General features: G+C 68.3%; 23 protein-coding genes. 19 read left to right on the top strand and 4 right to left on the bottom strand.

The features are described 5' to 3' along the window. The 7 genes from infB to truB all read left to right on the top strand — a co-directional run. Positions 1-2,465: translation initiation factor IF-2 (infB, locus tag JW364_RS22110; protein ID WP_205334536.1), on the top strand; the 2,465-nt coding region annotated here is incomplete at its 5' end. Between the two features lie 100 nt (positions 2,466-2,565). Next, positions 2,566-3,021 (top strand): 30S ribosome-binding factor RbfA, encoded by a 456-nt coding sequence (rbfA, locus tag JW364_RS22105; protein ID WP_065628950.1) that lies wholly within the window; start codon positions 2,566-2,568, stop codon positions 3,019-3,021. Further along, positions 3,018-3,974: a bifunctional oligoribonuclease/PAP phosphatase NrnA gene (locus tag JW364_RS22100; RefSeq protein ID WP_068969797.1), complete on the top strand. Its 957-nt coding sequence runs from the start codon at positions 3,018-3,020 to the stop codon at positions 3,972-3,974. Before rbfA ends, JW364_RS22100 begins: the two co-directional genes overlap by 4 nt. 38 nt (positions 3,975-4,012) lie before the next feature. After that, positions 4,013-5,365 carry an MATE family efflux transporter gene (locus tag JW364_RS22095; RefSeq protein WP_242696980.1) on the top strand — a complete coding sequence of 451 codons (1,353 nt, stop codon included), beginning with the start codon at positions 4,013-4,015 and terminating at the stop codon, positions 5,363-5,365. A gap of 28 nt (positions 5,366-5,393) precedes the next feature. Continuing rightward, positions 5,394-6,395 carry a metallophosphoesterase gene (locus JW364_RS22090; RefSeq protein ID WP_205334363.1) on the top strand — a complete coding sequence of 334 codons (1,002 nt, stop codon included), beginning with the start codon at positions 5,394-5,396 and terminating at the stop codon, positions 6,393-6,395. Next, positions 6,392-7,048 carry a 4'-phosphopantetheinyl transferase gene (locus tag JW364_RS22085; RefSeq protein WP_058250136.1) on the top strand — a complete coding sequence of 219 codons (657 nt, stop codon included), beginning with the start codon at positions 6,392-6,394 and terminating at the stop codon, positions 7,046-7,048. The genes JW364_RS22090 and JW364_RS22085 overlap by 4 nt, the downstream gene beginning before the upstream one ends. Before the next feature lies 1 nt (position 7,049). Then, entirely contained in the window at positions 7,050-7,949 is a 900-nt protein-coding gene (truB, locus tag JW364_RS22080) for a tRNA pseudouridine(55) synthase TruB (protein WP_165630189.1), read from the top strand. Positions 7,950-7,971: 22 nt separating this feature from the next. Here the strand turns inward: truB and JW364_RS22075 are convergent, their stop codons facing one another. Then, positions 7,972-8,640 carry a metal-dependent transcriptional regulator gene (locus tag JW364_RS22075; protein ID WP_078112279.1) on the bottom strand — a complete coding sequence of 223 codons (669 nt, stop codon included), beginning with the start codon at positions 8,638-8,640 and terminating at the stop codon, positions 7,972-7,974. Between the two features lie 100 nt (positions 8,641-8,740). Between JW364_RS22075 and JW364_RS22070 the strand changes: the two genes are divergently transcribed. From JW364_RS22070 to JW364_RS22060, 3 genes are all read left to right on the top strand, one after another. Further along, positions 8,741-9,709 (top strand): bifunctional riboflavin kinase/FAD synthetase, encoded by a 969-nt coding sequence (locus JW364_RS22070; protein ID WP_165630188.1) that lies wholly within the window; start codon positions 8,741-8,743, stop codon positions 9,707-9,709. Between the two features lie 120 nt (positions 9,710-9,829). Beyond that, the gene (gene rpsO / locus JW364_RS22065; protein ID WP_004021887.1) at positions 9,830-10,099 is read left to right on the top strand and encodes a 30S ribosomal protein S15; all 270 of its coding nucleotides are present in this window, start codon (positions 9,830-9,832) and stop codon (positions 10,097-10,099) included. A 470-nt stretch (positions 10,100-10,569) separates the two neighbouring features. Beyond that, entirely contained in the window at positions 10,570-12,873 is a 2,304-nt protein-coding gene (locus tag JW364_RS22060) for a polyribonucleotide nucleotidyltransferase (RefSeq protein WP_165630187.1), read from the top strand. 71 nt (positions 12,874-12,944) lie between these two features. On the opposite strand, the gene JW364_RS22055 is transcribed toward JW364_RS22060, so the two are convergent. After that, positions 12,945-13,685 carry a hypothetical protein gene (locus tag JW364_RS22055; RefSeq protein ID WP_058250141.1) on the bottom strand — a complete coding sequence of 247 codons (741 nt, stop codon included), beginning with the start codon at positions 13,683-13,685 and terminating at the stop codon, positions 12,945-12,947. Positions 13,686-13,821: 136 nt separating this feature from the next. Between JW364_RS22055 and JW364_RS22050 the strand changes: the two genes are divergently transcribed. Both JW364_RS22050 and JW364_RS22045 read left to right on the top strand, forming a co-directional pair. Continuing rightward, on the top strand, positions 13,822-15,303 hold the full coding sequence (locus JW364_RS22050) for a putative nucleotidyltransferase substrate binding domain-containing protein (RefSeq protein ID WP_165630186.1): 1,482 nt from the start codon (positions 13,822-13,824) through the stop codon (positions 15,301-15,303). A 6-nt stretch (positions 15,304-15,309) separates the two neighbouring features. Then, complete coding sequence (locus tag JW364_RS22045) at positions 15,310-16,086, top strand: NRDE family protein (RefSeq protein WP_165630185.1); 777 nt, start codon at positions 15,310-15,312, stop codon at positions 16,084-16,086. On the opposite strand, the gene ald is transcribed toward JW364_RS22045, so the two are convergent. Beyond that, positions 16,087-17,202: an alanine dehydrogenase gene (gene ald, locus JW364_RS22040; RefSeq protein WP_165630184.1), complete on the bottom strand. Its 1,116-nt coding sequence runs from the start codon at positions 17,200-17,202 to the stop codon at positions 16,087-16,089. 146 nt (positions 17,203-17,348) lie between these two features. Here ald and JW364_RS22035 point away from each other — a divergent pair, with 146 nt between their 5' ends. The 5 genes from JW364_RS22035 to JW364_RS22015 all read left to right on the top strand — a co-directional run bounded on the left by JW364_RS22035 (position 17,349) and on the right by JW364_RS22015 (position 21,642). Further along, positions 17,349-17,831, top strand: a complete 483-nt coding sequence (locus tag JW364_RS22035) for an Lrp/AsnC family transcriptional regulator (protein ID WP_058250145.1) — start codon at positions 17,349-17,351, stop codon at positions 17,829-17,831. 65 nt (positions 17,832-17,896) lie between these two features. Then, the gene (dapB, locus tag JW364_RS22030; RefSeq protein WP_137810840.1) at positions 17,897-18,646 is read left to right on the top strand and encodes a 4-hydroxy-tetrahydrodipicolinate reductase; all 750 of its coding nucleotides are present in this window, start codon (positions 17,897-17,899) and stop codon (positions 18,644-18,646) included. A 2-nt stretch (positions 18,647-18,648) separates the two neighbouring features. After that, positions 18,649-19,188 (top strand): hypothetical protein, encoded by a 540-nt coding sequence (locus JW364_RS22025; RefSeq protein ID WP_137810841.1) that lies wholly within the window; start codon positions 18,649-18,651, stop codon positions 19,186-19,188. Positions 19,189-19,192: 4 nt separating this feature from the next. Beyond that, positions 19,193-19,648, top strand: a complete 456-nt coding sequence (locus JW364_RS22020; protein WP_165630183.1) for a flavodoxin family protein — start codon at positions 19,193-19,195, stop codon at positions 19,646-19,648. A gap of 746 nt (positions 19,649-20,394) precedes the next feature. After that, the gene (locus JW364_RS22015; RefSeq protein WP_165630182.1) at positions 20,395-21,642 is read left to right on the top strand and encodes a HEPN domain-containing protein; all 1,248 of its coding nucleotides are present in this window, start codon (positions 20,395-20,397) and stop codon (positions 21,640-21,642) included. A 31-nt stretch (positions 21,643-21,673) separates the two neighbouring features. Here the strand turns inward: JW364_RS22015 and JW364_RS22010 are convergent, their stop codons facing one another. Then, entirely contained in the window at positions 21,674-22,102 is a 429-nt protein-coding gene (locus tag JW364_RS22010; protein WP_165630181.1) for a hypothetical protein, read from the bottom strand. A gap of 367 nt (positions 22,103-22,469) precedes the next feature. On the opposite strand from JW364_RS22010, the gene JW364_RS22005 reads away from it, so the two are divergent. Both JW364_RS22005 and JW364_RS22000 read left to right on the top strand, forming a co-directional pair. Next, positions 22,470-22,613, top strand: coding sequence for a hypothetical protein (locus JW364_RS22005; protein ID WP_165629182.1), 144 nt, complete (start codon positions 22,470-22,472; stop codon positions 22,611-22,613). Between the two features lie 150 nt (positions 22,614-22,763). Further along, positions 22,764-24,128 (top strand): HNH endonuclease signature motif containing protein, encoded by a 1,365-nt coding sequence (locus JW364_RS22000; RefSeq protein ID WP_205334362.1) that lies wholly within the window; start codon positions 22,764-22,766, stop codon positions 24,126-24,128. The last annotated feature ends 122 nt before the right edge of the window (positions 24,129-24,250 follow it).

Below are 24,250 nucleotides of genomic sequence, written 5' to 3'. Positions count from 1 at the left end.
CCCCCGCGGCGGAACGTCCCAGCCCACGTCCCGCTCCCGCGGCACCGGCGCCGCAGGCCCCGGCCGCGTCGGCAGCACCGTCTGCCCCCACGTCGAGCCCGGGTCCGCGTCCCGGCCCGAAGCCGGGTCCGCGTACGCCGCGGGTGGGCAACAACCCGTATTCGTCGGCACCGGCGCCCGCGCCGCGTCCGGCTGCCCGTCCCGGACCGGGTCAGGGCGGTCCGCGTCCCGGCGGTGGCCGTCCCGGCGCCGCCGGCCAGGGTGGTCCGCGTCCCGGTGGCGGTCGTCCCGCTCCCGGCCAGGGCGGTCCCCGTCCCAATCCCGGCAACATGCCCCCGCGTCCGAGTCCCGGCGCCATGCCGTCGCGTGCGGCCCGTCCTGACGCCCGTCCGGGTGGTCGCGGCGGTGCCGGCGGAGGCCGTGGTGGCCCCGGCGGCGGCGGTGGTTACCGCGGCGGCGGCGGAGCCGGTGCACCGGGAGGACCTCCCGGTGGCGGTTTCCGCGGACGTCCCGGCGGCGGTGGCGGTGGCGGCCGTGGACGCGGCGGCGCAGCAGGCGCCTTCGGTCGTCCCGGTGGTGCACCGCGCCGTGGTCGCAAGTCGAAGCGGGCGAAACGCGCCGAGTACGAGAACATGCAGGCACCGGCCGTCGGTGGCGTCCGGCTGCCGCGCGGCAACGGCGAGATCATCCGTCTCGCCCGCGGTGCGTCGCTGTCCGACTTCGCCGACAAGATCGACGCCAACCCGGCTTCGCTGGTCCAGGCGCTGTTCAACCTCGGCGAGATGGTGACGGCGACCGAGTCGGTCAACGACGAGACGCTCGAGCTGCTCGGCTCGGAGATGAACTACCGCGTCCAGGTGGTCAGCCCCGAGGACGAGGACCGCGAGCTGCTCGACAGCTTCGACCTCACCTACGGCGAGGACGAGGGCGGCGAGGAAGACCTCGAACAGCGTCCGCCGGTGGTCACCGTCATGGGCCACGTCGATCACGGTAAGACCCGACTGCTCGACACGATCCGTAAGGCCAACGTCCGGGAGGGCGAGGCCGGCGGCATCACGCAGCACATCGGTGCCTACCAGGTGAACACCCACCTCAACGGTGAGGATCGCCTGATCACCTTCATCGACACCCCGGGTCACGAGGCGTTCACCGCCATGCGTGCCCGCGGCGCCAAGGCGACCGACATCGCGATCCTCGTGGTCGCGGCCGACGACGGCGTCATGCCGCAGACGGTGGAGGCGGTCAACCACGCCCAGGCGGCCGACGTGCCGATCGTGGTCGCGGTGAACAAGATCGACAAGGAAGGCGCCGACCCGCAGAAGATCCGCGGGCAGCTGACCGAATACGGTCTGGTCCCCGAGGAGTACGGCGGCGACGCCATGTTCGTCGACATCTCGGCCAAGCAGGGCGAGAACATCGACGCGCTGCTCGAGGCCGTCCTGCTCACCGCGGACGCGTCGCTGGACCTGCGTGCGAACCCGGACATGGACGCCCAGGGTGTCGCCATCGAGGCGCACCTCGACCGCGGCCGCGGCCCGGTGGCGACCGTGCTGGTCCAGCGCGGCACGCTGAAGGTCGGCGACTCGATCGTCGCCGGCGACGCCTACGGACGTGTCCGACGCATGGTCGACGAACACGGCGACGACGTCCCCGAGGCGCTGCCGTCGCGTCCGGTCCAGGTCATCGGCTTCACCTCGGTCCCCGGCGCAGGCGACAACCTGCTCGTGGTCGAGGAGGACCGCATCGCCCGGCAGATCGCCGACCGGCGCAACGCGCGCAAGCGCAACGCGCTGGCGGCACGCAGTCGCAAGCGGATCAGCCTGGAAGACCTGGATTCGGCTCTCAAGGAGACCAGCCAACTCAACCTCATCCTCAAGGGTGACAACTCGGGTACGGTCGAGGCCCTCGAAGAGGCCCTGCTGAACATCGAGATGGGCGACGAGGTCTCGCTGCGGATCATCGACCGCGGTGTCGGTGGCGTCACCGAGACCAACGTCAACCTGGCCGCGGCCTCGGATGCGATCATCATCGGCTTCAACGTCCGGGCGGAGGGCAAGGCCACCGAGCTGGCCAACCGCGAGGGCGTCGACATCCGGTACTACTCGGTGATCTACCAGGCCATCGACGAGATCGAGAGCGCGCTCAAGGGCATGCTCAAGCCGATCTACGAAGAGGTGGAGCTCGGCCGCGCCGAGATCCGCGCGATCTTCAAGTCGTCGAAGGTCGGCAACATCGCCGGTTGCCTCGTGCAGTCGGGCATCATGCGGCGTAACGCCAAGGCCCGCCTGCTGCGCGACAACGTGGTGGTCGCCGAGAACCTCACCGTGTCGTCGCTCAAGCGTGAGAAGGACGATGCCACCGAGGTTCGCGAAGGCTACGAATGTGGTCTCACGCTGACCTACTCGGACATCAAGGTGGACGACGTGATCGAGACCTACGAGCTGCGGGAGAAGCCGCGCGACTGATCGCGGCCACGACCACCCTCGTACGACATCTCGACAGCTGTGGTGCGCGCCGACCGGTCTCCGGTCGGCGCGCACGCAGCGCTATGGAAGGAGTCCTGGAATGGCAGATCCGGCACGGGCTCAGCGCCTGGCCAAGCGGATCTCGTCGATCGTCGCGTCGGCGATCGCGCACGAGATCAAGGATCCGCGACTGGCATATGTGACGGTCACCGATGCCCGGGTGACCAACGATCTCCACGACGCGACGATCTACTACACCGTGATGGGTGAATCCATCGACGCCGAACCCGACTTCGAGGCCGCGGCCGCGGGTCTGGCGAAGGCGACCGGTGTGCTGCGGTCGAAGGTCGGTGCGGGTACCGGGGTGCGCTTCACCCCGACCCTGCGCTTCGTACTCGACACGGTTCCCGATGCCGCGCGTCAGATGGAGGAGCTCGTCGCCCGCGCCCGCGCGAACGACGAACTCGTCGCCCGCCGCGCTGCCGAGGCGAAGCCGGCGGGGGAGTCCGACCCGTACCGCTCGGCGGACGACGACACCACCGGTACCCGCGAGTGAGCAGTTCGTCGAGCGCGGCGATCGCCGCGACGCTGGCCTCCGCGACCGCGGTGACCATCTGCTGTCATGTCCGCCCCGATGCGGACACGATCGGCAGCGGTCTGGCGCTGGGGCTGGCACTCGATCGCCGGGGCGTCGACGTCGAGGTCTCCTACCCGGGGACCGAACAGCTCCCGGCCTCGCTCGCCGGGCTGCCCGGCGGCAAGTTGCTGTGCGCTCCGGCGCAGGTCATCGGGCACCCGCTGGTGGTCGCGGTCGACGCCGCCAACCTCGAGCGGCTGGATTCGCTCGGTGAGACGTTCACCGCGGCGCAGACGTCGATCGTGATCGACCACCATGCGTCGAACCCCGGTTTCGGCGACCTCGACCTGGTGGACCCGGCCGCCGACTGCACCGCCGTGCTGGTGCTCGACGTCCTCGACGACCTGGGCGTCGAACTCGACGCCGACATCGCCACCTGCGTCTACGCCGGCCTCAGCACCGACACCGGCTCGTTCCGGTGGGCCCGTCCGGCGTCGTTCCGGGTCGCGGCCCGGCTCCTGGAGACCGGCGTCGACACGCGGAAGTGGAGCCGGATCCTGTTCGACTCCCATCCGTTCGCCTGGTTCTCGATGATGTCGGGTGTCCTGGCGTCGGCGCAGCTCGTACCCACCGCCTGCGACGGTGAGGGTCTGGTGTACGCCGTGGTCGACCAGCAGGCGCTGGCCGGGATGAGCTGGGAGGAGTCCGAGAGCGTCGTGGACACCATCCGGACCGCTCGCGAGGCCGAGGTGGCAGCGGTGTTCAAGGAGGGCGAGCCGGGTGTCTGGACGGTCTCGCTGCGGTCCAAGGACATCGTCGATCTCGTACCGATCGCCCGGGCGCACGGCGGCGGCGGGCATCGTCAGGCCTCCGGGTACAGCGACACCGGTACCGCCGACGAGGTGGTCGCCAGGTTGCTGGAGTCGCTCTGAGCCTCGCGTCGGAGCCGGATGCCGGGGACACCCCGGGCGTGGCACGCATCGCCACCCTCACCGTCTCGGCTCTCGCCGTCCTCATCGCGCCGCCGCTGTACCTCCTGCTGGACCTGGCGGTCGTCGGACGCCTCGGCGGCGAACAACTGGCCGCTCTCGGCGTCGGCACCCTGGTGCTCTCGATCGTCAGTACGCAGCTGACCTTCCTGTCCTACGGCACCACCGCCCGCTCCGCGCGTCGCTTCGGCTCCGGTGACCGGGCCGGCGCCGTCGTCGAAGGCGTGCAGGCGAGCTGGATAGCGGTGGCGGTCGGCGTCCTGATCGTCGCCGTCGCCTACCCGTGCGCCCCGGTCGTGATGCGTCTGCTGGTCGGGACGTCGTCGCCGGAGTCCGCCGCGGTGGCCGACGATGCGGCGGGCTGGCTGCGGATCGCGATGTTCGGCGTTCCGCTGATCCTGCTGTCGATGGCCGGGAACGGGTGGATGCGCGGCGTCCAGGACACCCGTCGTCCCGTCGTCTACGTCGTGGTCGGGTTGTCCCTCGCCGCGGTCCTCGTCGTCGGACTGGTCCACGGCGTCGGCCCGTTCCCGCGTCTCGGTCTCGACGGCAGCGCGATGGCCAACGTGATCGGACAGGGTGTGACGGGCGTGCTGTTCGCCGTGCGGGTGGTCCGCGAGGCACGGCGGGTCGCCGTGGGTGCCGGCCACGGGCCCGGTTCGCGCGCCTTCGCACCCGACTGGTCGATCATCCGCGCGCAGCTGGTCATGGCGCGGGATCTGGTCGTGCGGAGTCTGTCGTTCCAGATCTGCTTCGTCTCGGCAGCCGCGGTCGCGGCGCGATTCGGGGTCGCCCAGGTGGCGGCGCACCAGCTCGTGCTGCAGCTGTGGGAGTTCATGGCCCTGTTCCTCGACTCGGTGGCCATCGCCGCGCAGGCGCTGGTGGGCGCGGCGCTGGGAGCGGGACGACTCTCCGCAGCCGATTCCGTCGCCCGGCGCGTCACCGCGGTGTCCGTCGTCGCCGCCACCGCGATGGCTGCCCTCTTCGCGGCCGGTGCGACGCTGATCCCGCGTATCTTCACCTCCGACGCCGCCGTCCTCGACGCCGTCGGGGTGCCCTGGTGGTTCTTCGTCGGCATGTTGCCGATCGCCGGCGTGGTCTTCGCGCTCGACGGCGTGCTCCTCGGCAGCGGCGACGCCGCCTTCCTGCGCACCGCGACCCTCGCCGGCGCCCTCATCGGGTTCCTGCCGCTGATCTGGCTGTCGCTCGTGTTCGACTGGGGACTCGCGGGTGTGTGGTCCGGCCTGGTGGTGTTCATGCTCGTGCGTCTGGCCACCGTGGTGTGGCGGATCCGCTCGGGGCGATGGCGCCGGGCAGGTGCGGTCCGCGCCTGATCGCGATCCTCTGGCACGATGGATCCTCGTGGCTACTCTGTGGGCGATCAGCGATCTGCACATCGCGCATCGGGGCAACGAGCACATCATCGACAGCATCCGGCCGACCTCGCCGGACGACTGGCTCATCGTCGCCGGTGACGTCGCCGAACGCACCGACAACATCGTCGACACCCTGCGTCGTCTGCGGGCTCGGTTCGCCACCGTCGTGTGGGTCCCGGGCAACCACGAGCTGTATACGACGGCGAAGGATCCGCTGCAGGTGTTCGGGGTCGCGCGGTACGACTACCTCGTCCAGGCCTGCCGCGACATCGGCGTGGTGACCCCGGAGGACATTTACCCGCTGTTCGATCCGGGCGATGGCTCCGATCCCGTCCGCGTGGTCCCGATGTTCCTGCTGTACGACTACACCTTCCGCCCGGAGGGCACGGCCAACAAACTGACCGCGCTCGCGCTCGCCCGGGAACGCAATGTGGTGGCCACCGACGAGTTCCTGCTGTCGTCCGAGCCGTTCCCGACCCGGGACGCCTGGGGTCGGGCGCGGATCGAGATCACCCGGCGTCGGCTGCAGGCCATCGACCCCGCCGAGAAGACGGTCCTCATCAACCACTGGCCGCTGCGCCGCGAACCGTGTGACGCGCTCATCTATCCGGAGTTCGCGCTGTGGTGCGGCAGCGAGCTGACCGCGGACTGGCACACCGAGTTCAACGCGGCGTGCTGCGTGTACGGGCACCTGCACATCCCCCGGACCACCTGGTACGACGGCATCCGGTTCGAGGAGGTGTCGGTCGGCTACCCGCGGGAGTGGAAGCGCCGCGGACTCCCGAACCCATTGATGCGCAACATCGTTCCCGGAGACGGGCTCGGTGCGTCCGATCTGCCCGAGCACGGAGTCCGGTTCGACCTGCCGCCCGACTACGCCGAACGGGCCGCCGAGTTCCGGCAGCGGGTCGAGCAGCGGCAGGCGGAACGACGAACACGACAGGCCGAGAGGCAAGCGGAACGGCAAGCGCGAGAGGACAACCGATGATCGAACAGCTCCTGCCGGCCGGCGTCGCCTCGGCGGAGGCGTTCGCCGATCCGCCGGATCTCGTCCTGCTGCCGGCCGAGCAGAGCCTGATCTCGCGCGCGGTGGAGAAGCGTCGTCGCGAGTTCACCACCGTTCGGCATTGCGCCCGGCAGGCGCTGGGGGAGCTGGGTTACGAGCCCGTCCCGATCCTCAAGGGGGACAAGGGGGCACCCGTGTGGCCGGCCGGGATCGTGGGCAGCCTCACCCACTGCGACGGTTATCGCGCCGCGACGGTCGCCTACGCGATGTCGGTGCGTTCCCTCGGTATCGACGCCGAGCCGCACGACAGCCTGCCCGACGGTGTGCTCGAGCACACCAGCCTGCCCGCCGAGCGCGAGGTGCTCGCGACCCGGTCGGGTGACCTGCACTGGGACCGTCTGCTGTTCTGTGCGAAGGAGGCCACCTACAAGGCCTGGTTCCCGGTCGCCAAGCGCTGGTTGGGTTTCGAGGACGCGCACATCACCTTCGAACAGTCCACCCCGACGTCGGGGACGTTCACCTCGCGCATCCTCATCGACCCGGCCGCCGCCGACGGGGGACCGCCGCTGCTGGAGTTCTCCGGACGTTGGCTGGTCGAGCGCGGCATCATCACCACCACGATCGCGCTGACCTGACGTGGCCGACGCAACCATCGAGAACGCCGGACTGCTCGTCGTCGACAAGCCGGCCGGGATGACCAGCCACGATGTCGTCTCCCGATGCCGGAAGATGTTCAACACCCGCCGCGTCGGGCACGCCGGCACCCTCGACCCGATGGCCACCGGGGTCCTGGTCGTCGGGATCGAGCGGGCCACAAAGCTTCTCGGACTGCTGTCGCTGACGACGAAGTCGTACACGGCGACGATCCGACTCGGCGCGTCCACCACGACCGACGACCGCGAGGGCGAGATCCTCGACACGGCAGACGCATCCGGGGTCCTCGACGCCGACATCACCACGGCAATGACCGATCTCACCGGTGACATCCAGCAGGTCCCGGCGAAGGTCAGCGCGATCAAGGTCGACGGCCGGCGAGCGCACGCACTGGTGCGGACGGGAGCCGACTTCGACCTCGCGCCGCGCCCGGTCACCGTGTCCCGCTTCGAGCTGCTCGACGCCCGGCGCGACGCGGCGTTCGTCGATCTCGATGTGGCCGTTGACTGTTCGTCGGGCACGTACATCCGGTCACTGGCGCGCGATCTCGGCGCCGCGCTCGGGGTCGGCGGGCACCTGACCGAACTCCGGCGGACGGCGGTCGGTCCGTTCACCCTCGACCATGCGCGGACACTCGACGACGTCCGCGACGAGCCCCGCGTCAGCCTCGACATCGACGAGGCGGTCAAGATCTCGTTCCCGCGCCGCGACATCGACGACGACGAGGCCGAGTCGATCAGTCAGGGTCGATGGCTGGAGCCGATCGGCCGCAAGGAGATCTATGTCGTCGTCGATCCGCGGGAACAGGCGATCGCGCTGATCCAGGAAAAGGGTCGCCGCGCGAGTTCGGTGATGGTGGTGCGGCCGGCGACCCTGCGCTGACGCGCCCTGCCGAAGAAACGGTTCAGCCGCGCGGCACGACGAAGATGGCGCGCGCGGCGATGTCGCCGAGGTCGATGGGGTCGCCGTCGTCGAGCGACACCGAGATCGTGCCCGCGAACGGGCGCTTCTCGGCGACGGTCACCACACAGTCGAGGGCGACGCCCACCTGGTCGAAGTAGCGCAGCATCTCGGGATCGGTGTCGGAGATCCGGGCGATGGCGCCCGACGCCCCGACCTCCAGGTCGGCCAGGAGTGCCGCGTCCGGTGCGGGGATCGACCCGTCGAGTGCGGGAATCGGATCACCGTGCGGATCCCGGTCGGGGAAACCGAGTTTCGCATCGAGCCGGGCCATCAGCCGGTCGGACACCGCATGTTCGAGGATCTCCGCCTCGTCGTGGACCTCGTCCCAGCGGTAGCCCAGCTCGCGCACCAGGAAGGTCTCGATCAGCCGGTGGCGGCGCACCATCAGGACGGCCGCGGACCGGCCCGCGGCGGTGAGGGTGACCGCGCCGTACGGTTCGTGCGAGACGAAGCCCTGGTCGGCGAGTTTGCGGATCGCCTCCGACGCGGTCGATGCGGACACGCCGAGGGATTGAGCCAGCAGCTTGGTGGTGACCTTGACGTCTTCCCACTCCTGGCTGGTCCAGATCACTTTCAGATAGTCCTGGGTCACCTGTGACAGTTCTGTCACCGGACGATCCGTTCCCCGAGGCATGACCAAGAGCTTAACCCCACCGCAAACGCGAGTGGCGGTGGTGGTTTGGAACACCGGGTGCCCGTAGTCTGGTCGCGTGTTGCGTTGGCGAGGTCTGGACGACATCCCCGCGGACTGGGGACGGTGCGTGGTCACCATAGGTGTCTTCGACGGTGTTCACCGGGGACATGCCGAGCTCATCAACGCCGCCACGAAGGCGGCGAAGGAGCACGGCGTCCCGGCGGTGCTGATGACGTTCGACCCGCACCCGTCCGAGGTGGTCCGCCCGGGATCCCATCCGCCGCAACTGACGACGCTGACACGGCGCGCCGAGCTGGCCGAGGAGCTCGGCATCGACGTCTTCTGCGTCATGCCGTTCACGCCCGAACTCGCCTCCCGGTCGCCCAAGGACTTCGCCCACGACATCCTCGTGGAGACGTTGCACGCGGCCGTCGTGGTCGTCGGCGACAACTTCACGTTCGGACGCAAGGCGGCCGGCGACGTGGCCAGGCTCGCCGAACTCGGTGGGAAGTTCGGCTTCTCGGTGGAATCGGTCTCGCTGTTCGGTGAACATGCGGTGACCTTCTCGTCGACCTACATCCGCTCGTGCGTCGCGGCCGGTGACGTCGACCGCGCGACCGAGGCGCTCGGCCGCCCGCATCGGGTCGAGGGTGTGGTGGTGCGCGGCGACGGCAGAGGCCGCGACCTCGGGTACCCGACGGCCAATGTGGCCCCGCCGATGTACGCCGCGATTCCCGCCGACGGCGTCTACGCCGCCTGGTTCACGATCCTGGGCGCGGGCCCGGTCGTCGGCGAGGTCGAACCGGGGGAGCGCTACCAGGCCGCGGTGTCGGTCGGCACCAACCCCACCTTCTCCGGCCGCACCCGAACGGTCGAGGCGTTCGTCCTGGACAAGAGCGCCGACCTCTACGGGCAGCACGTCGCCGTCGACTTCGTGCACCGCATCCGCGGGATGGAACAGTTCGACGGGGTCGACGACCTGATCACCGCCATGGGCGACGACGTGACGAAGACGCGCGAGATCCTGGCGGCGGCCGAGGGCTGAGCCCGGTGGATTTGGGCCGGGTGCCACCCGGGCGGTAGCCTGATCAGTCGGTGTTGCTGCAGTCCGCGGTGGCGCACCGTGGTTGTTTCGGACGCGGTACTGAGAAACAGGAGTATCTCCATGGCTTTGACTGTCGAGCAGAAGAAGGAAATCCTCGCCGAGTACGGTCTGCACGAGACCGACACCGGCTCGCCCGAGGCCCAGGTCGCGATGCTGACCAAGCGCATCACCGACCTCACCGAGCACCTGAAGCAGCACAAGCACGATCACCACAGCCGCCGCGGTCTGCTGCTGCTGGTCGGCCGTCGCCGTCGTCTGCTGAAGTACGTCGCCAAGGTCGACATCAACCGCTACCGTTCGCTCATCGAGCGTCTCGGCCTGCGTCGCTGATCTCCCGACTTCCACCGGCCGCCCCCGAAACGGGGGCGGCCGGTTTGTCGTATCGGGGGTTGTCGTATTGAGGTATCGACAGTCGGCGGTGATACGCTGACAGACGGATCGTGCCGGAACTCGAGGCAGTGCGGAACGACCAGCCAGATCGGTCCTCGGTAGTGGCCGCCGGAACCCTCGCCCGGGCAACCCTCGGGCGCGCAGGATTCCGGCCGCTTCGATCGAAGGCCGTCTGAGCACTCAGCCGGCGCAGACACGCTGCGCCATTCACCGTGCTGCCGCACATTCTCGGCGCGTTCTGGGTAGGTCCGATCCGCGCGTGCGCTCCTGTGCGAGCCCGCTCGACGTCACACGTGAGTTCGTGCTGCGCACCTCCGCGAAGGCCACCCCCAACCGCACAAGCGGCCACCTTCTCGTGGCCGCGTCAGACGGCCGCCACCGGCAGCCGCTACGAAGGGATTCCACCCCACATGACAGATGTGAACACCACCGAAGACTTCGGAGACGACTACGACGACGCGATCACCGAGGCGACCGCCGTCATCGACAACGGGAGCTTCGGCACCCGCACGATCCGGTTCGAGACCGGACGCCTCGCGCTGCAGGCCGCCGGTTCGGTGACCGCCTACCTCGACGACGAGAACATGCTGCTCTCGACCACCGCGGCGTCGAAGCACCCGAAGGAGCACTTCGACTTCTTCCCGCTGACCGTGGACGTCGAGGAACGGATGTACGCCGCCGGCCGCATCCCCGGATCGTTCTTCCGTCGCGAGGGCCGCCCCTCGACCGACGCGATCCTGACCTGCCGTCTCATCGACCGTCCGCTGCGTCCGTCGTTCGTCGACGGTCTCCGCAACGAGATCCAGGTCGTCGTGACCGTCCTCTCGCTGAACCCGAACGACCTCTACGACGTCGTCGCGATCAACGCCGCGTCCGCCTCCACCCAGCTCGCGGGTCTCCCGTTCTCCGGTCCGGTCGGCGGCGTGCGCGTCGCGCTCATCCCGACCGAGGAGAACAAGGCCGGCCAGTGGGTCGCGTTCCCGACCGTCGAGCAGCTCGAGGGCGCCGTGTTCGACATGGTCGTCGCGGGCCGCATCGTCGCCGGCTCCGGTGACAGCGCCGACGTCGCGATCATGATGGTCGAGGCCGAGGCCACCGACAACGTCATCGACCTCATCGCCGGCGGCGCGCAGGCACCGACCGAGGCGATCGTCGCCGAGGGCCTCGAAGCCGCCAAGCCGTTCATCGCCCGCCTCTGCGAGGCGCAGAAGTCCCTGGCCGCCGCCGCGGCCAAGGAGACCGCCGAGTTCCCGCTGTATCCGGCATACCAGTCGGATGCCTACGACGCCGTGGCGGCTGCCGCCACCGATCGCCTGTCGGAGATCCTGACGATCGCCGGCAAGCAGGAGCGCGACGACAAGACCGACGAGCTCAAGGCCGACGTCCTCGAGCAGCTCGGCGAGCAGTTCGCGGGCCGCGAGAAGGAGATCGGCGGGGCCTACCGGTCGCTGACCAAGAAGCTCGTCCGGCAGCGCATCCTGACCGACCACTTCCGCATCGACGGCCGCGGCATCACCGACATCCGTGCCCTCTCGGCCGAGGTCGCGATCATCCCGCGCGCCCACGGCAGTGCGCTGTTCGAGCGCGGCGAGACCCAGATCATGGGTGTCACCACACTCGACATGGTCAAGATGGCGCAGCAGATCGACTCGCTCGGACCCGAGACGTCCAAGCGGTACATGCACCACTACAACTTCCCGCCGTATTCGACCGGTGAGACCGGTCGCGTCGGATCGCCCAAGCGTCGCGAGATCGGCCACGGTGCGCTCGCCGAGCGTGCCCTGATGCCGGTGCTGCCGAGCGTCGAGGACTTCCCGTACGCGATCCGCCAGGTGTCCGAGGCACTGAGCTCCAACGGTTCGACCTCGATGGGCTCGGTCTGTGCGTCGACCATGTCGCTGCTGAATGCCGGTGTGCCGCTGCGCGCCCCGGTCGCCGGTATCGCCATGGGCCTCGTCTCCGACACCGTCGACGGCGAAACCCGCTATGTCGCACTGACCGACATCCTCGGCGCCGAGGATGCCTTCGGCGACATGGACTTCAAGGTCGCGGGCACCAAGGACTTCGTGACCGCCCTGCAGCTCGACACCAAGCTCGACGGCATCCCGTCGCAGGTGCTCGCGGGTGCGCTCAGCCAGGCCAAGGACGCCCGACTGACCATCCTCGACGTCATGGCCGAGGCCATCGACGAGCCCGACGAGATGAGCCCGTTCGCGCCGCGGATCACCACCATCAAGATCCCGATGGACAAGATCGGCGAGCTGATCGGCCCGAAGGGCAAGACGATCAACGGCATCACCGAGGAGACCGGCGCCAACGTCTCCATCGAGGACGACGGCACCGTGTTCGTCGGCGCGGCCGACGGTCCGTCCGCGCAGGCGGCGATCGACCGCATCAACGCGATCGCCAACCCGCAGCTGCCCAAGGTCGGGGAGCGCTTCCTGGGCACCGTCGTCAAGACCACCGCGTTCGGCGCCTTCGTGTCGCTGCTCCCGGGTCGCGACGGCCTCGTGCACATCTCGAAGCTCGGCAAGGGCAAGCGCATCAACAAGGTCGAGGACGTGGTCAACGTGGGCTCCAAGCTCCGCGTCGAGATCGCCGACATCGACGAGCGCGGCAAGATCAGCCTCGTCCCGGTCGACGACGACGCCGACAAGGCCGACGCATCCGCCCCCGACGCGGTCAAGGATGACGCGGTGAAGGCCGACGCCTGATCTGAGTACGACCCACCGGGGCCCGCCGTCCATTGCGGACGGCGGGCCCCGGTGTCGTCTGGAAGCCGGCGTCAGGATCGGTCGGCGGTGTCGAAGCTGATCTCGAAGCCGTCGGTCCAGGCCGACCCGGATCCGGCGATCTGCTCGTAGAGGCCTTCGATGGTCTGGGCCGTCGAGATCGCCTGGTCGGGGTTCTGCGTGCCGAAGTTGCCGCTCGAGGAGATCCCGACGAGGACATACCGTCCGCCACGGGTCTCCTGGTACCACGGTGAACCCGAATCCCCGCCGAGGACGACGAGTTCGGCGTTGACGAGACGATGCTCGGGCGCGGCGTCCTGATGCAGCAGGGCGGTCACGGTGCCGACGGTCGTCCCGGTGCGTTCGCCGGTCTTGGCGACCGGTTCGCCGACCTCGGGGTCGGCCGCCGTCGCGAAGACGGGGTCCACCTCCCAGTCGTCCTCGATCGCGATGACGGTGTAACCGCGGGGATCGGCGAGCGTGATCGACCCGTCGGGGGTGCCGCCGTCGTCCTGCCAGTCCACGACCTCACCGATCGTCTCGCCGTCGGTGGTGGTGACCTCGTCGCCGACGCCCTCGGCGCAGTGCCCGGCCGTGACGGCGAGGCGATCACCGTCGGCGTTGGTCCCGAAGAAGCCGATGGAACACAGGCCGTCGCCGATCAGGATGCCCTGGCCGGCGGTGAGTGTGTCGGCGTATTCGGGCGTGATGGCGGCTGCGGGGGCGGTCGTGCCCATTGCCACGGCCAGAGCGGCCAGCAGTGTGGTCGCGGCGGCGACGTGAGGCTTGATCATCGGGGGTCCTTTGCTCCGAGAGGGTGTCTGCTCCCTTCGAGCCGAACCCGGGCCTCGCGGTGTGCCGGCCGGACTCCGAATCATTCGACCGGCCGACGGTCTTCGGAGACCCCGGGCCCGCCTAGACTCTGCAGACATGGCCGGTGACGAGAAGCCGCGGCTGACGGTGGCGCGGCGTCGGGACGCCGGCGGGATCTCTGCGGCGAGCACGGTCGCGGAACTACTCCGCACCGAACCGGTGATCGGCAGGGTCGACATGACCGTCCGTCAGGCGGCCGCACTGATGACCGAGCGCGGCCAGGACTATGTCGTGATCCCGCTGTCGGGCCGCCGGTACGGCGTGCTCACCGACTCCGACATCCGGGCCGAGGTGGTCGCCGCCGGGCGCAGGGTCGACACCTCGGTCGGGGAGATCGTCACGGAACCGGCGTTCGTCGTCGATGCCGGTGCGGCGTCGATGGACGTGCTGACCGAGCTCGTCGACCGCGATCTGGCGATCGTCCCCGTCCGTGGCGCCGACGGCGAGGTGATCGGTGTCGTCGGGGCGGGGGATTTCGTCGCCGACCCCGTCGGTGCGGGCATCCCGCTGCGCGAACAGATCCGACGTTCGATCGACGTCGAGGAGCTGCAGGGGCATGCGCGCAGGCTGCCGCAGTTCGTGGCCGACCAGGTTCGCCGGGACCGACCGCCGTACGAGATCTCGCGCGCGGCTTCCATGATCGTCGACGCGGTCGTCGGTCGCGCGCTTGATGTCGTCCTGACCGCACACCCCGAACTCGATCCCGCGGCGTTCACCTGGTTGTCGCTGGGCAGCAACGCCCGTCGGGAGCCGGTGCTGAGCTCGGACGTGGATTCGGCTGTCTCCTTCGACGATTCGGTCGGCGGCGAGATCGAACGCTATCGGGCGGCCTTCGGTGAGGTCGACGAGGTGGTGCGGAACGCGGGACTGCGGGTCGACGACAACGGCGCCGTCGCGTCGAAGCCGCTGTTCGCGCGGACCCACACGCAGTGGCAGACGGCGGCGCGTGCGTGGATCGATGATCCGCTCGCCGGCAAGGGCATGATCTTCACATCGCTGATGCTCGACGGCCGGCCGGTCCGTGGGCGGGACGCGGTGTCGGCGACGCCCGCGGTCGCGATGATAACCGGGTTGCGGCGCGACCCGCGGACGATGAATCTGCTGCTGGCCGAAACCCTTTCGACGCGTGCCCGGTTGCGGTCCCGGCGGGATGTGTTGACCGGCCGGGGCAACATCGTCGACATCAAGGGGCATGCGGTGACACCGCTCGTCAACATCGCGCGGTGGGCCGCGGTCAGTGTGGGTTCGACCGACGTCGACACCCGCGGCCGTCTGCGCGCGGCGTCCGGCAGCGAGATGCTGCCGAGCGATCAGGCGTCGACGCTCATCGAGGTCTTCGATGTGCTGCAGCGCGTTCGGCTGCGATATCAGGTCGCACAGTTCGACAACGGTGATCCGCCCGGCGATCGGTTCGATGTCAGGCAGTTGTCCCCGCTGGACCGCAGCCTGCTCGGGCAGGCGGTGCGCGAGATCGCCGGAGTGCAGCGCCGCATGTCGACCATGAGCCGACTTCTTCCCGGACCCGAGCAGGTGACCTGAAACCCGATGTGCCTGATCCTTTTTGCGTGGAACGCACACCCCACTCAGCGGCTGATCGTGGCCGCCAATCGGGATGAGCAGCACCGTCGCCGCACCTTCGCGCTGTCGCACTGGGACGACCTGCCGATCCTCGGCGGTCGCGACGCCGTCGCCGGCGGTACGTGGATGGCTGTCGCGGCCGAGATCCCCGACCGGGTGGCCATGGTCACCAACGTCCGTGTCGGGCCGGCTCGACGGGCCGGAATCCGTTCGCGCGGACAACTTCCCGTGGACTATCTGATCGGCGACGACGACCCGAAGGTGTACGCCCACCGGGTCCTCGACGATGCGGCCGCGTACGATCCGGTGAATCTGCTCATCGCCGATCGGGACGAGCTGTGGTGGATGACCAACTGGCCGGAGCCACGCGCCGAGCGGGTCGCCGACGGCGTGCACGGTCTCTCGAACGGGGCCCTGGACAACGACTGGCCGAAGGTCGTCGACGGTGCGGCGGCGTTGAGTGGGCTGGTCGAGGCAGACGGCGGCGGGTCGGCTGGGTCTCCGGACGAGTCCTACTTCGCCATGCTGGCCGACCAGGATCGGCCCGACCCGGCGCGTCTGCCCGACACCGGCGTCGGACCCGAGGCCGAGGCGGCGTTGTCGCCGATGTTCATCAACATCCCCGGGTACGGCACCCGGGCATCGACCCTGCTGCTCGTCGGGTACGACGGCCACGGATCGATGACCGAGCGTCGCTACGGCTGGCGGGGCCGACGCCGCGGAACCACCACGCTGACGTTCTGATCAGTTGTGCGCGAAGGGGTTCGGCGACACGTCCAGGTCGAGTGCGGCGCCGACCTCGGCGGTGAACAGTTGACCGTGCCGCGTGCTCAGTCCCGAGGCGAGTGCCGGGTCGGTTGCGCACGCCTGCTCCGGTCCCGATTCGGCCAGCCGGAGGACGTAGGGGAGGGTCGCACCGGTGAGCGCCTGTGTCGACGTACGCGCGACGTTGCCGGGCATGTTGGCGACGCAGTAGAAGACGGTGTCGTGGACGGCGAAGGTCGGGTCGTCGTGGGTGGTGGGTCGAGAGTCCTCGAAGCAGCCGCCCTGGTCGATCGCGACGTCGACGAGCACCGCGCCCGGCTTCATCTGAGCGACCGTGCTGTTCGAGACGAGGACCGGTGCCTTGGCGCCCGGCACGAGGACGGCCCCGATCACCAGGTCGGCACCGACGACCGCCTCCTCGACTGCCAGGGCCGTGCTGTACCGGGTGTGGACGCGGCCGCCGAAGCGGGCGTCGATCGAGCGGAGTTTGGCGATGTCGATGTCGAAGACGGTGACCTGGGCGCCCATGCCGAGCGCGATCTGCGCCGCGTTCACGCCGCTGACGCCACCGCCGAGGACGACCACGTCGGCGGGTTCGGTTCCCGGCACGCCGCCCATGAGTACGCCCCGGCCGCCCGCCGAACGCATCAGATGATAGGCACCCACCTGCGGTGCGAGGCGTCCGGCGACCTCGCTCATCGGGGCCAGCAACGGGAGTGCGCCGTCGGCGGTCCGGACCATCTCGTAGGCGATGGAGGTGATGCCCGACGCCAGCAACCCGTCGGTGCACGCCCTGCCGGCGGCCAGGTGCAGATAGGTGAACAGCGCCTGATCCCGACGCATCAGCGCGAACTCCGAGGCGATCGGTTCCTTCACCTTCAGCAGTAGTTCGGCCTGCTCCCAGACCGCGGCGGCGGTTCCCAGGATCTGTGCACCGGCGGCCTTGAAGTCGTTGTCGGCAATGGCCGATCCCTCGCCCGCGCCGGCCTGGACGATCACGTCGTGGCCGCGCTGGTGGAGTTCGGCGACGCCGGCGGGGGTGATGGCCACGCGGTATTCGTGATTCTTGATCTCGGTGGGGATGCCGATGCGCATGATGACTCCGTCGGGTTGTGGTCTCCTGAACGTTCCTCGATGAACTGGTTTTCAGCGTGAAGGAACATCGGCCATGACACAATCGTGCGGAAGAATATTCTCGTGCAGCTCGGTCTGCCGACGATCGTGTGAGGACGGAGGGCGCGATGGCCACTACACCGAAGGATGTTCGGGCCGGTGAACTCGACGCGACGGACCGGGAGCTGCTCCGCCTGCTGCAGTCCGATGCGCGGATGCCGAACAGCGAACTGGCGCAGCGCGTCGGCATCGCCGCGTCGACCTGCCACGGCCGACTGCGTCGGCTCGTCGACCTCGGCATCATCCGCGGCTTCTTCGCCGACGTGGACCCAGCGGCGCTGGGGCGCCCGCTGCGTGCCATGGTCGCCGTCAGTCTGCAGTCCGACGCGCGCGGTCAGATCCGGCGCTTCGTCGGCGAGATCGCCACCCACGACGAGGTGATCGACGTGTTCTTCCTCGCCGGCACCGACGACTACCTGCTGCATGTCGCCGCCGCCGACACCGAGGCGCTGCGCCAGTTCGTCGAACGACTCAACGGCCGGCCGGAGGTCGCCGGAACCACCACGTCGCTGGTGTTCGAACACCGCCGCGGCGGTGCCCCGATCTTCTGAGGAGAGACGCCACTAGACTGGCCCGCAGCGACTCGGCCGGCAGGACACGACACGAAGAGGTGGACATGAGCGGGATCAAGGTGGGCGTCCTGGGCAGCCAGGGCAAGGTCGGGCAGGCGATCGTCGCCGCGGTCGAGAACGCCGACGACCTCACCTACACCGTGGGCGTCGACAAAGGCGACTCGCCGGAGTTCTTCACCGACACCGAGACCCAGGTCGTCGTCGACTTCACCCACCCCGATGTGGTGATGGACAACCTGAAGTTCCTCATCGGCAACGGAATACACGCCGTCGTCGGGACCACCGGATTCACCGAGGAACGCCTCGACACCGTCCGCGGCTGGTTGTCGGAGAACCCCGGTGTCGGCGTCCTCATCGCACCCAACTTCGCGATCGGCGCGGTGCTGTCCATGCGTTTCGCGGCCCAGGCCGCCAAGTACTACGACTCGGTCGAGGTCATCGAGTTGCACCACCCGCACAAGGCCGACGCGCCGTCGGGAACCGCCTATCGGACGGCAGCGCTGATCGGGCGCGCGCGAGCCGAGGCCGGTGTCGGACGCAGTCCTGATGCCACGACCGAAGAACTCGACGGCGCCCGCGGCGCGGTCGTCGACGACGTGCGCGTCCACTCGGTGCGGCTCGCGGGACTCGTTGCCCATCAGGAGGTGCTGCTCGGCACCGAAGGCGAGACGCTCACCATTCGGCACGACTCGCTCGACCGGGCGTCGTTCGCCCCCGGAGTGCTCCTGGGCGTGCGCAGCATCGCCGGCCGCCCCGGACTCACGATCGGGCTCGAAGAACTGATGGACCTCTGACGATGACCTCCTCCGGCCCGCCGAACGAACCGGCCCACGACGAGGACACCGAGGGCGGCGCACCCCGACTCGGCCCGCGCAAGAAGGACTCTCGTCCGATCGTCTGGATGATCGCATTCCTCGTCGTGGCGCTCATCGTGTACTTCGTCCTGCTCGGATGGCGTGGCTTCCAGCTGATCGCCTCCGGGTCGGCCGCCGGGATCGGTCTCGGTCTGGGCGTGATCGCGCTGCCGCTGATCGGGGCGTGGCTGGTCTACGCGACGCTGCGGGCGGGCCTCGAGCACCAGAAACTCGCCGCCATCATGGCCGACGAGGGGCGTGAACTCGACATCTCGAACCTGCCGCACCGCGCATCGGGCCGGATGGAGCGCGACGCGGCCGACGAGCTCTTCGCCCAGGTGAAGGCCGAGTGGGAGGCCGACCCGAGCGACTGGCGCAACACCTACCGCATCGCCCGCGCCTACGACTACGCCGGCGACCGCACCCGTGCCCGTTCGATGATGAAACGGGCTGTCGCCCAGTACCACGGCCGGGAGCAGTAGTCCGATGAGCCGGCTGCTCATCATCCACCACACCCCGTCACCGGCATGCCAGGAGATGTTCGAGGCCGTCGTGTCCGGTGCGACCGACCCCGAGATCGAAGGCGTCGAGGTGATCCGACGCGCGGCGCTCGCCGTCACCGCCTCCGACTTCCTCGACGCCGACGGCTATCTCCTCGGCACGCCCGCCAACCTCGGATACATCAGCGGCGCACTGAAACACGCCTTCGACGTGAGCTACTACCAGATCCTCGACTCGACCCAGGGTCGGCCGTTCGGGCTGTACATGCACGGCAACCAGGGCACCGAAGGGGCTGTGCGAGCGGTCGATTCGATCACCTCCGGCCTCGGCTGGACCAAGGCCGCCGAGTACGTCATCGTCTCCGGTTCGCCGAGCAAGGACGACCGCGAAGCGTGCTGGGAGTTGGGTGCGACGGTGGCAGCGGGGTTGATGGAGGGGTGACGCGCGGGGAGCGGCCATTGCTGCGCTTAGCGTGTCGATTACGAGCGTCTACATCACCCTCGGTAGTTTGACTGGCAGTTCACCGTTTACCGGGTGTCCGGTACGCGGCTGCGGGTCGAGCTGCTGTTCCACCACCAAAGAGGAGGACCCGCGGTGGTCCAGACAGTGGGAAGTGGGCGCAGGCCTAGGACAGACCCGCGATTCACGAACCACTCGCCTGATCTCTTTGGTATCGAAGCGGTGCGGGGGGCGGGGCGGTCGCCGGTCTCCGTCGACACATTGCCCTTGACGTCGGTCTTAGTCGGAGCTGGCGGCTCCCCGCGGGCCGCAGGCTGGGAGGTGACCCCCGGGGGCTCCGCCAAAGTGTATGGCACCAATTCACTTTCGACGAAGTGGTTCGTCCGACCAAGCAGACCCCAAAACTCAAAGAACGGTTAAGGTCTTACCTAGCTGCGCCGATTGACCCCTCGGACTGGGCGCAGAATAAGGCCGAGAGTGAGTTCTGGCGGCAGGTAATCGATGAACGCGGTGAGCGTGGGCGTATGTCGTTCTAGGCGCGGGCAATCCGTAGGCGCAGGATTTTCACCTCGACACCGCGCCTGTCCTCCTCGACTTTGCCCACCAATTGCAAGCAGGGATTGACGGAGTCAAGAACCACTAGCGGCCGCTCCGTGGCGGACGCTCAGTCGGACGAATCATCGCCGAAGATGCTCGTCCTGTCAGGTCTGCTTAACTACGGTTACCGTGTGGAATCACTGGAGACAACGGGTGAGTTCTGGTCGTCCGGCAACGAAGCGAGACGTGTCCCAGGGACCCTGACATGGGAGTCAGGTGCGCGGGCTCGGCTCAAGCTGAAGCACCGCGTCATCGACGAGTTGAACGAACCAGCGGAAATCACCGAAACGGGGGAGTTGCGGATCAGCCACCGTGCTGACCCAGCAAGCATCGTCCAGGACGGCGTGCCGCGCGTGCTGCTCGGAGACACGGAGACCGGTCCCGTCACGGGTATCGACTCGTATCTGCAGCATCTCCCGAAAAATCTGTTCGACTTCGAGACGCCGCCACTGCAGCAGGTCTGGGACCCGTACACCTTGATCGTTGGGGCGCACTTGCCGACTGGCCACGCCGCGACGCTTGACGCCGTGCGCTTCACTCTCGACAGCCCGGGTTGGTGGGAGCAGCTACCCGACGCCGGGTCAGCGACGAGCGACGCGGGCGAGCTGCTGTGTGAACGCGGCGACGACGAGCTGGTGTGGTTGGAGTTCCGGCCATCGTTCACGCTCAGGCTGCGCTCAGCGGACCGCGCAGTCCGATCGGTGATGACGCTGATGAAGTTGGCCGTCGCTGTCGACCTCACACCGCTATACGTGCAGGTCCGCGAGACCGGACAGAGCGACTGGCTCGACGTAAAGACCCGAGACCAGGACCCTAGTAAGACTTCGTGGCCTAGCCCTCGTGACCTCCTTCCACCAACGTCTGTGACGCTGGAGCGCATCGCCGGGTGGCTCGCGATTGAGCAGACCATGGACGGACTCGCTGCCGCGGTCGCGAACCCCGTTGAGAAACAGGCCATGCAGGTGCAGGGCCTAGTGGCGTGCTCACTTATCGAGGGCATTCACAAGCGCATCGTCGGCGGAAAGAAGGCCTACATCGACCGCGTGCGTGATCTGCATGCGACAGCGCAGCGTATCGCCCCCGAGATTACAGAGCCGGTGGCGAAGTGGGACGAGGTCATCAGGAACGCTCGCAACGACCTGGCGCACCACAACACCGGACGCCCGTTCGAGGAGCAGGTCTACAACTGGATGATCGCTGAGTCGTCGGCAATCTGGGTGTTAAGGCTGTGCCTGCTCTCGCACGCTGGTTTTACCGACCAGGAGATTGCGGACGCGCTGAGCGACCACCAGCGCTACGAGTTCTACCGCGAGAACTTGAAGATGCGCGTCAAGGAGCGTACCGACGAGCTAGCCGCGATCTCCTCTGGCGCGCCCTAGTCCAAACGCGCCCATGGGCCGTGGATGGGGCCTAGGACAGCAGGTTTCCGCCCGCGCCGCCGAGTGCGCCGATGGCGATCTGCGACGCCGCCCCGCCCAGCGCTAAGGCAACCTGACGGAATCGACTGCGCTGCTCTTCTGGCTGCGACTCGTCGTCGGCGGCGGCTTCCAGCGCGGAAATCAGGCGCTCCAACTGCGTCTGCGGTGAGGGCCACTGACCGGCAACCCGAAGCGCGTGACCAGTCGGCGGACCCATGATCGAGACGCCCCCGCCGTTGTCCTCTTCAACCTCGAAGAATGGTTCTCGACCGAGAGCGCGTACGGCGCGCTGGACCGTGTCAATATCTAACCCGCACGCCCTTGCGAGTTCGTTGGGCTGTGCAGGGTCACCAGTCTCATCGTAAATTCTGACCGCAGCGCGTAATACGGGCAGGTCTCGGTCGGTCCAGGTGTCAGTCATGTGCGTGAGTATGCCTCGCTGCTCTGACGTCTCGGGATGAACTCACCCGCCCGCCAGCCCTCAGCCTCGCTGCCGGGGGGTGACGGTGAATGTCCCCGGCACATTGCCAGACCTGATCGCCGCGGGGGCGTGGGCGCGCCCGTCCTCGTCGTCGCGGGGAGCTGCAGCGCGGCATCGACGTCGTCCTGGGTCGCGGTATCGTTCATCTGCGGGTGGTTCGCGAGGTAGGTGATCGCGGCCCAGCACGAGGCGACGAGGCGCGGCAGGTCTGCGGGCCGAGTGTCACCGGCGGCGGTCATCATCGCTTAGTCTTGGCGGCCCCCGGACGCCAAAGATGCCGCAGCAGAGCGGAGGTCGGCGGACCGCCGTGACGAAAGTAGGCCTCCTCGTATGGACCCGCGAAGGCGACGCCCGCCTGGTGAGCACCGGCGAACCGCTCAGCGGGCAGGCTCTCGTTCCCGACGCGTATTGGGAGCTGGGTGCGACGGTGGCGGCGGGGTTGATGTGGTGACTCGCGAGTGTTCCGCGGAACACTCGTGACCTCGGGTTGAGCCCCGAAGACTGTCGGTGCCTGGCGATACCTTGTTGCTGTACTTCTCGTTCGGTTCTGGGGGTTGCGGTGCGGGTCAGTGCTTTTCGTTCCGGTGGAGATGTGTCGTCGATGTTCGACGGTGCGGATCCGGAGTCGCTGTCGGATGAGGTGCTCGAGGCTCGGGTGCTGGGTTATGCCGCTCAGATCACGGCGCTGACAGCGAACTTCCTTGACCTGGTGGCGGAATTGGATGAGCGGGAGTCGTGGCGGGGGCCGGGGATTCACTCGCTGGCGCACTGGTTGTCGTGGAAGGCCGGCATAGCACCGCGAACGGCGCATGAGCAGTTGAGGGTCGCCAAGGCGCTACGAGAATTGCCGGTGATCCGCACGGCGTTTCGCGAAGGTCGGCTGACGTATTCGAAGGTCCGCGCGTTGACACGGGTAGCTACACCGGAGCGTGAGGCGGAGTTGGTGAATCTGGCGTTGTCGTGCACGGCGAGTCAGTTGGATCGGGCGGTGCGGGCGATGGCCCAGATCGACCGCAACCGTGGCGTCGAGGAGAACAGCCGGCCACCGGTGGAGTCGACCGGCCGGTGGAAGTGGAACGATGACGGGTCGTTGTCGGTGTCGCTGCGGTTGAGTCCGTTGGATGGGGCGCGGTTCCTTGCTGGGACGGTGCGGGCGGAATATGAACGCACCCGGACGTGTGATGACCCGGATCTGCCGTCGGTCGAGCGTGTTCCGCGGAACACTGAATCCGGTTCAGAATCAGAGGATTCGGAGGTGGTTCCGTCTCGGCGTCGGGATCTGTGGCGGCAGGTGCCGTCGAATGTGGCGCCGGCGGTGGTGGCGATGGCCGACATGGTGCATGACGGGATTTCGATGCCTGATCTTGCGCCGGGTGCGGAGATCCTGATCCATGCGGGTGAGGGGGTGGAGTCGGCTCATCTCGATGATGGACCCGGGTTGTCGGAGGCTGAGGTGGACGAGGCCCGGTGTGGGGCGTCGACGCGGGAGGTGGTGAGCCGCCGGGTTCCCGGTCAGCCGGGGAAGTTGGCGTTGTTGGGGGTGGGTCGTCGGAAGCGGGCGCCGAACAAGGCGTTGGTGCGGGCGTTGTTCGTGCGGGATCGGTGTTGTCAGGTGCCGGGGTGTGGTCGGACGCGTCATCTGCATGCCCATCATGTGGTGTTCTGGTCGGCGGGTGGGCGGACGGATCCGGACAATCTGATCTTGTTGTGTGGGTCGTGTCATCGGTCGTTGCATCGGGGCGAGTTTGCGATCACCGCGCATGGGTTGCAGCGGTTCACGTTTCATCGCCCGGACGGCACTGAGATCGAGGCGGCGCCACCTACGTCGAAACCGGGCGGGTGGCGACCCGATCAACGGATCGGCGTAGATGCGACGGTGCCGGTCGGCGGTGGTCGAATGGACCTGGGATACACCACCGAGGTGCTCTTCGCGGTGTGGGAATGGAAGCAGCGCAACACAAAGTAGTGCCCCATAGGGTGGTGTAACTCGGTGGCCGAGATCGCCTGCAGCTACGTGTTGTACACGGATGTAGAGCGGCCACCGTGTGATCCTTCGAGTCAACCGTCTAAAGAATCCTCGAGGAGTCA

The organism is Gordonia sp. BP-119, from assembly GCF_016924115.1.
In the GTDB taxonomy this organism is placed as follows: domain Bacteria; phylum Actinomycetota; class Actinomycetes; order Mycobacteriales; family Mycobacteriaceae; genus Gordonia; species Gordonia hongkongensis.
Note: the sequence above shows the minus strand (reverse complement) of the source record. Positions and strands in the feature narration are given on the sequence as shown.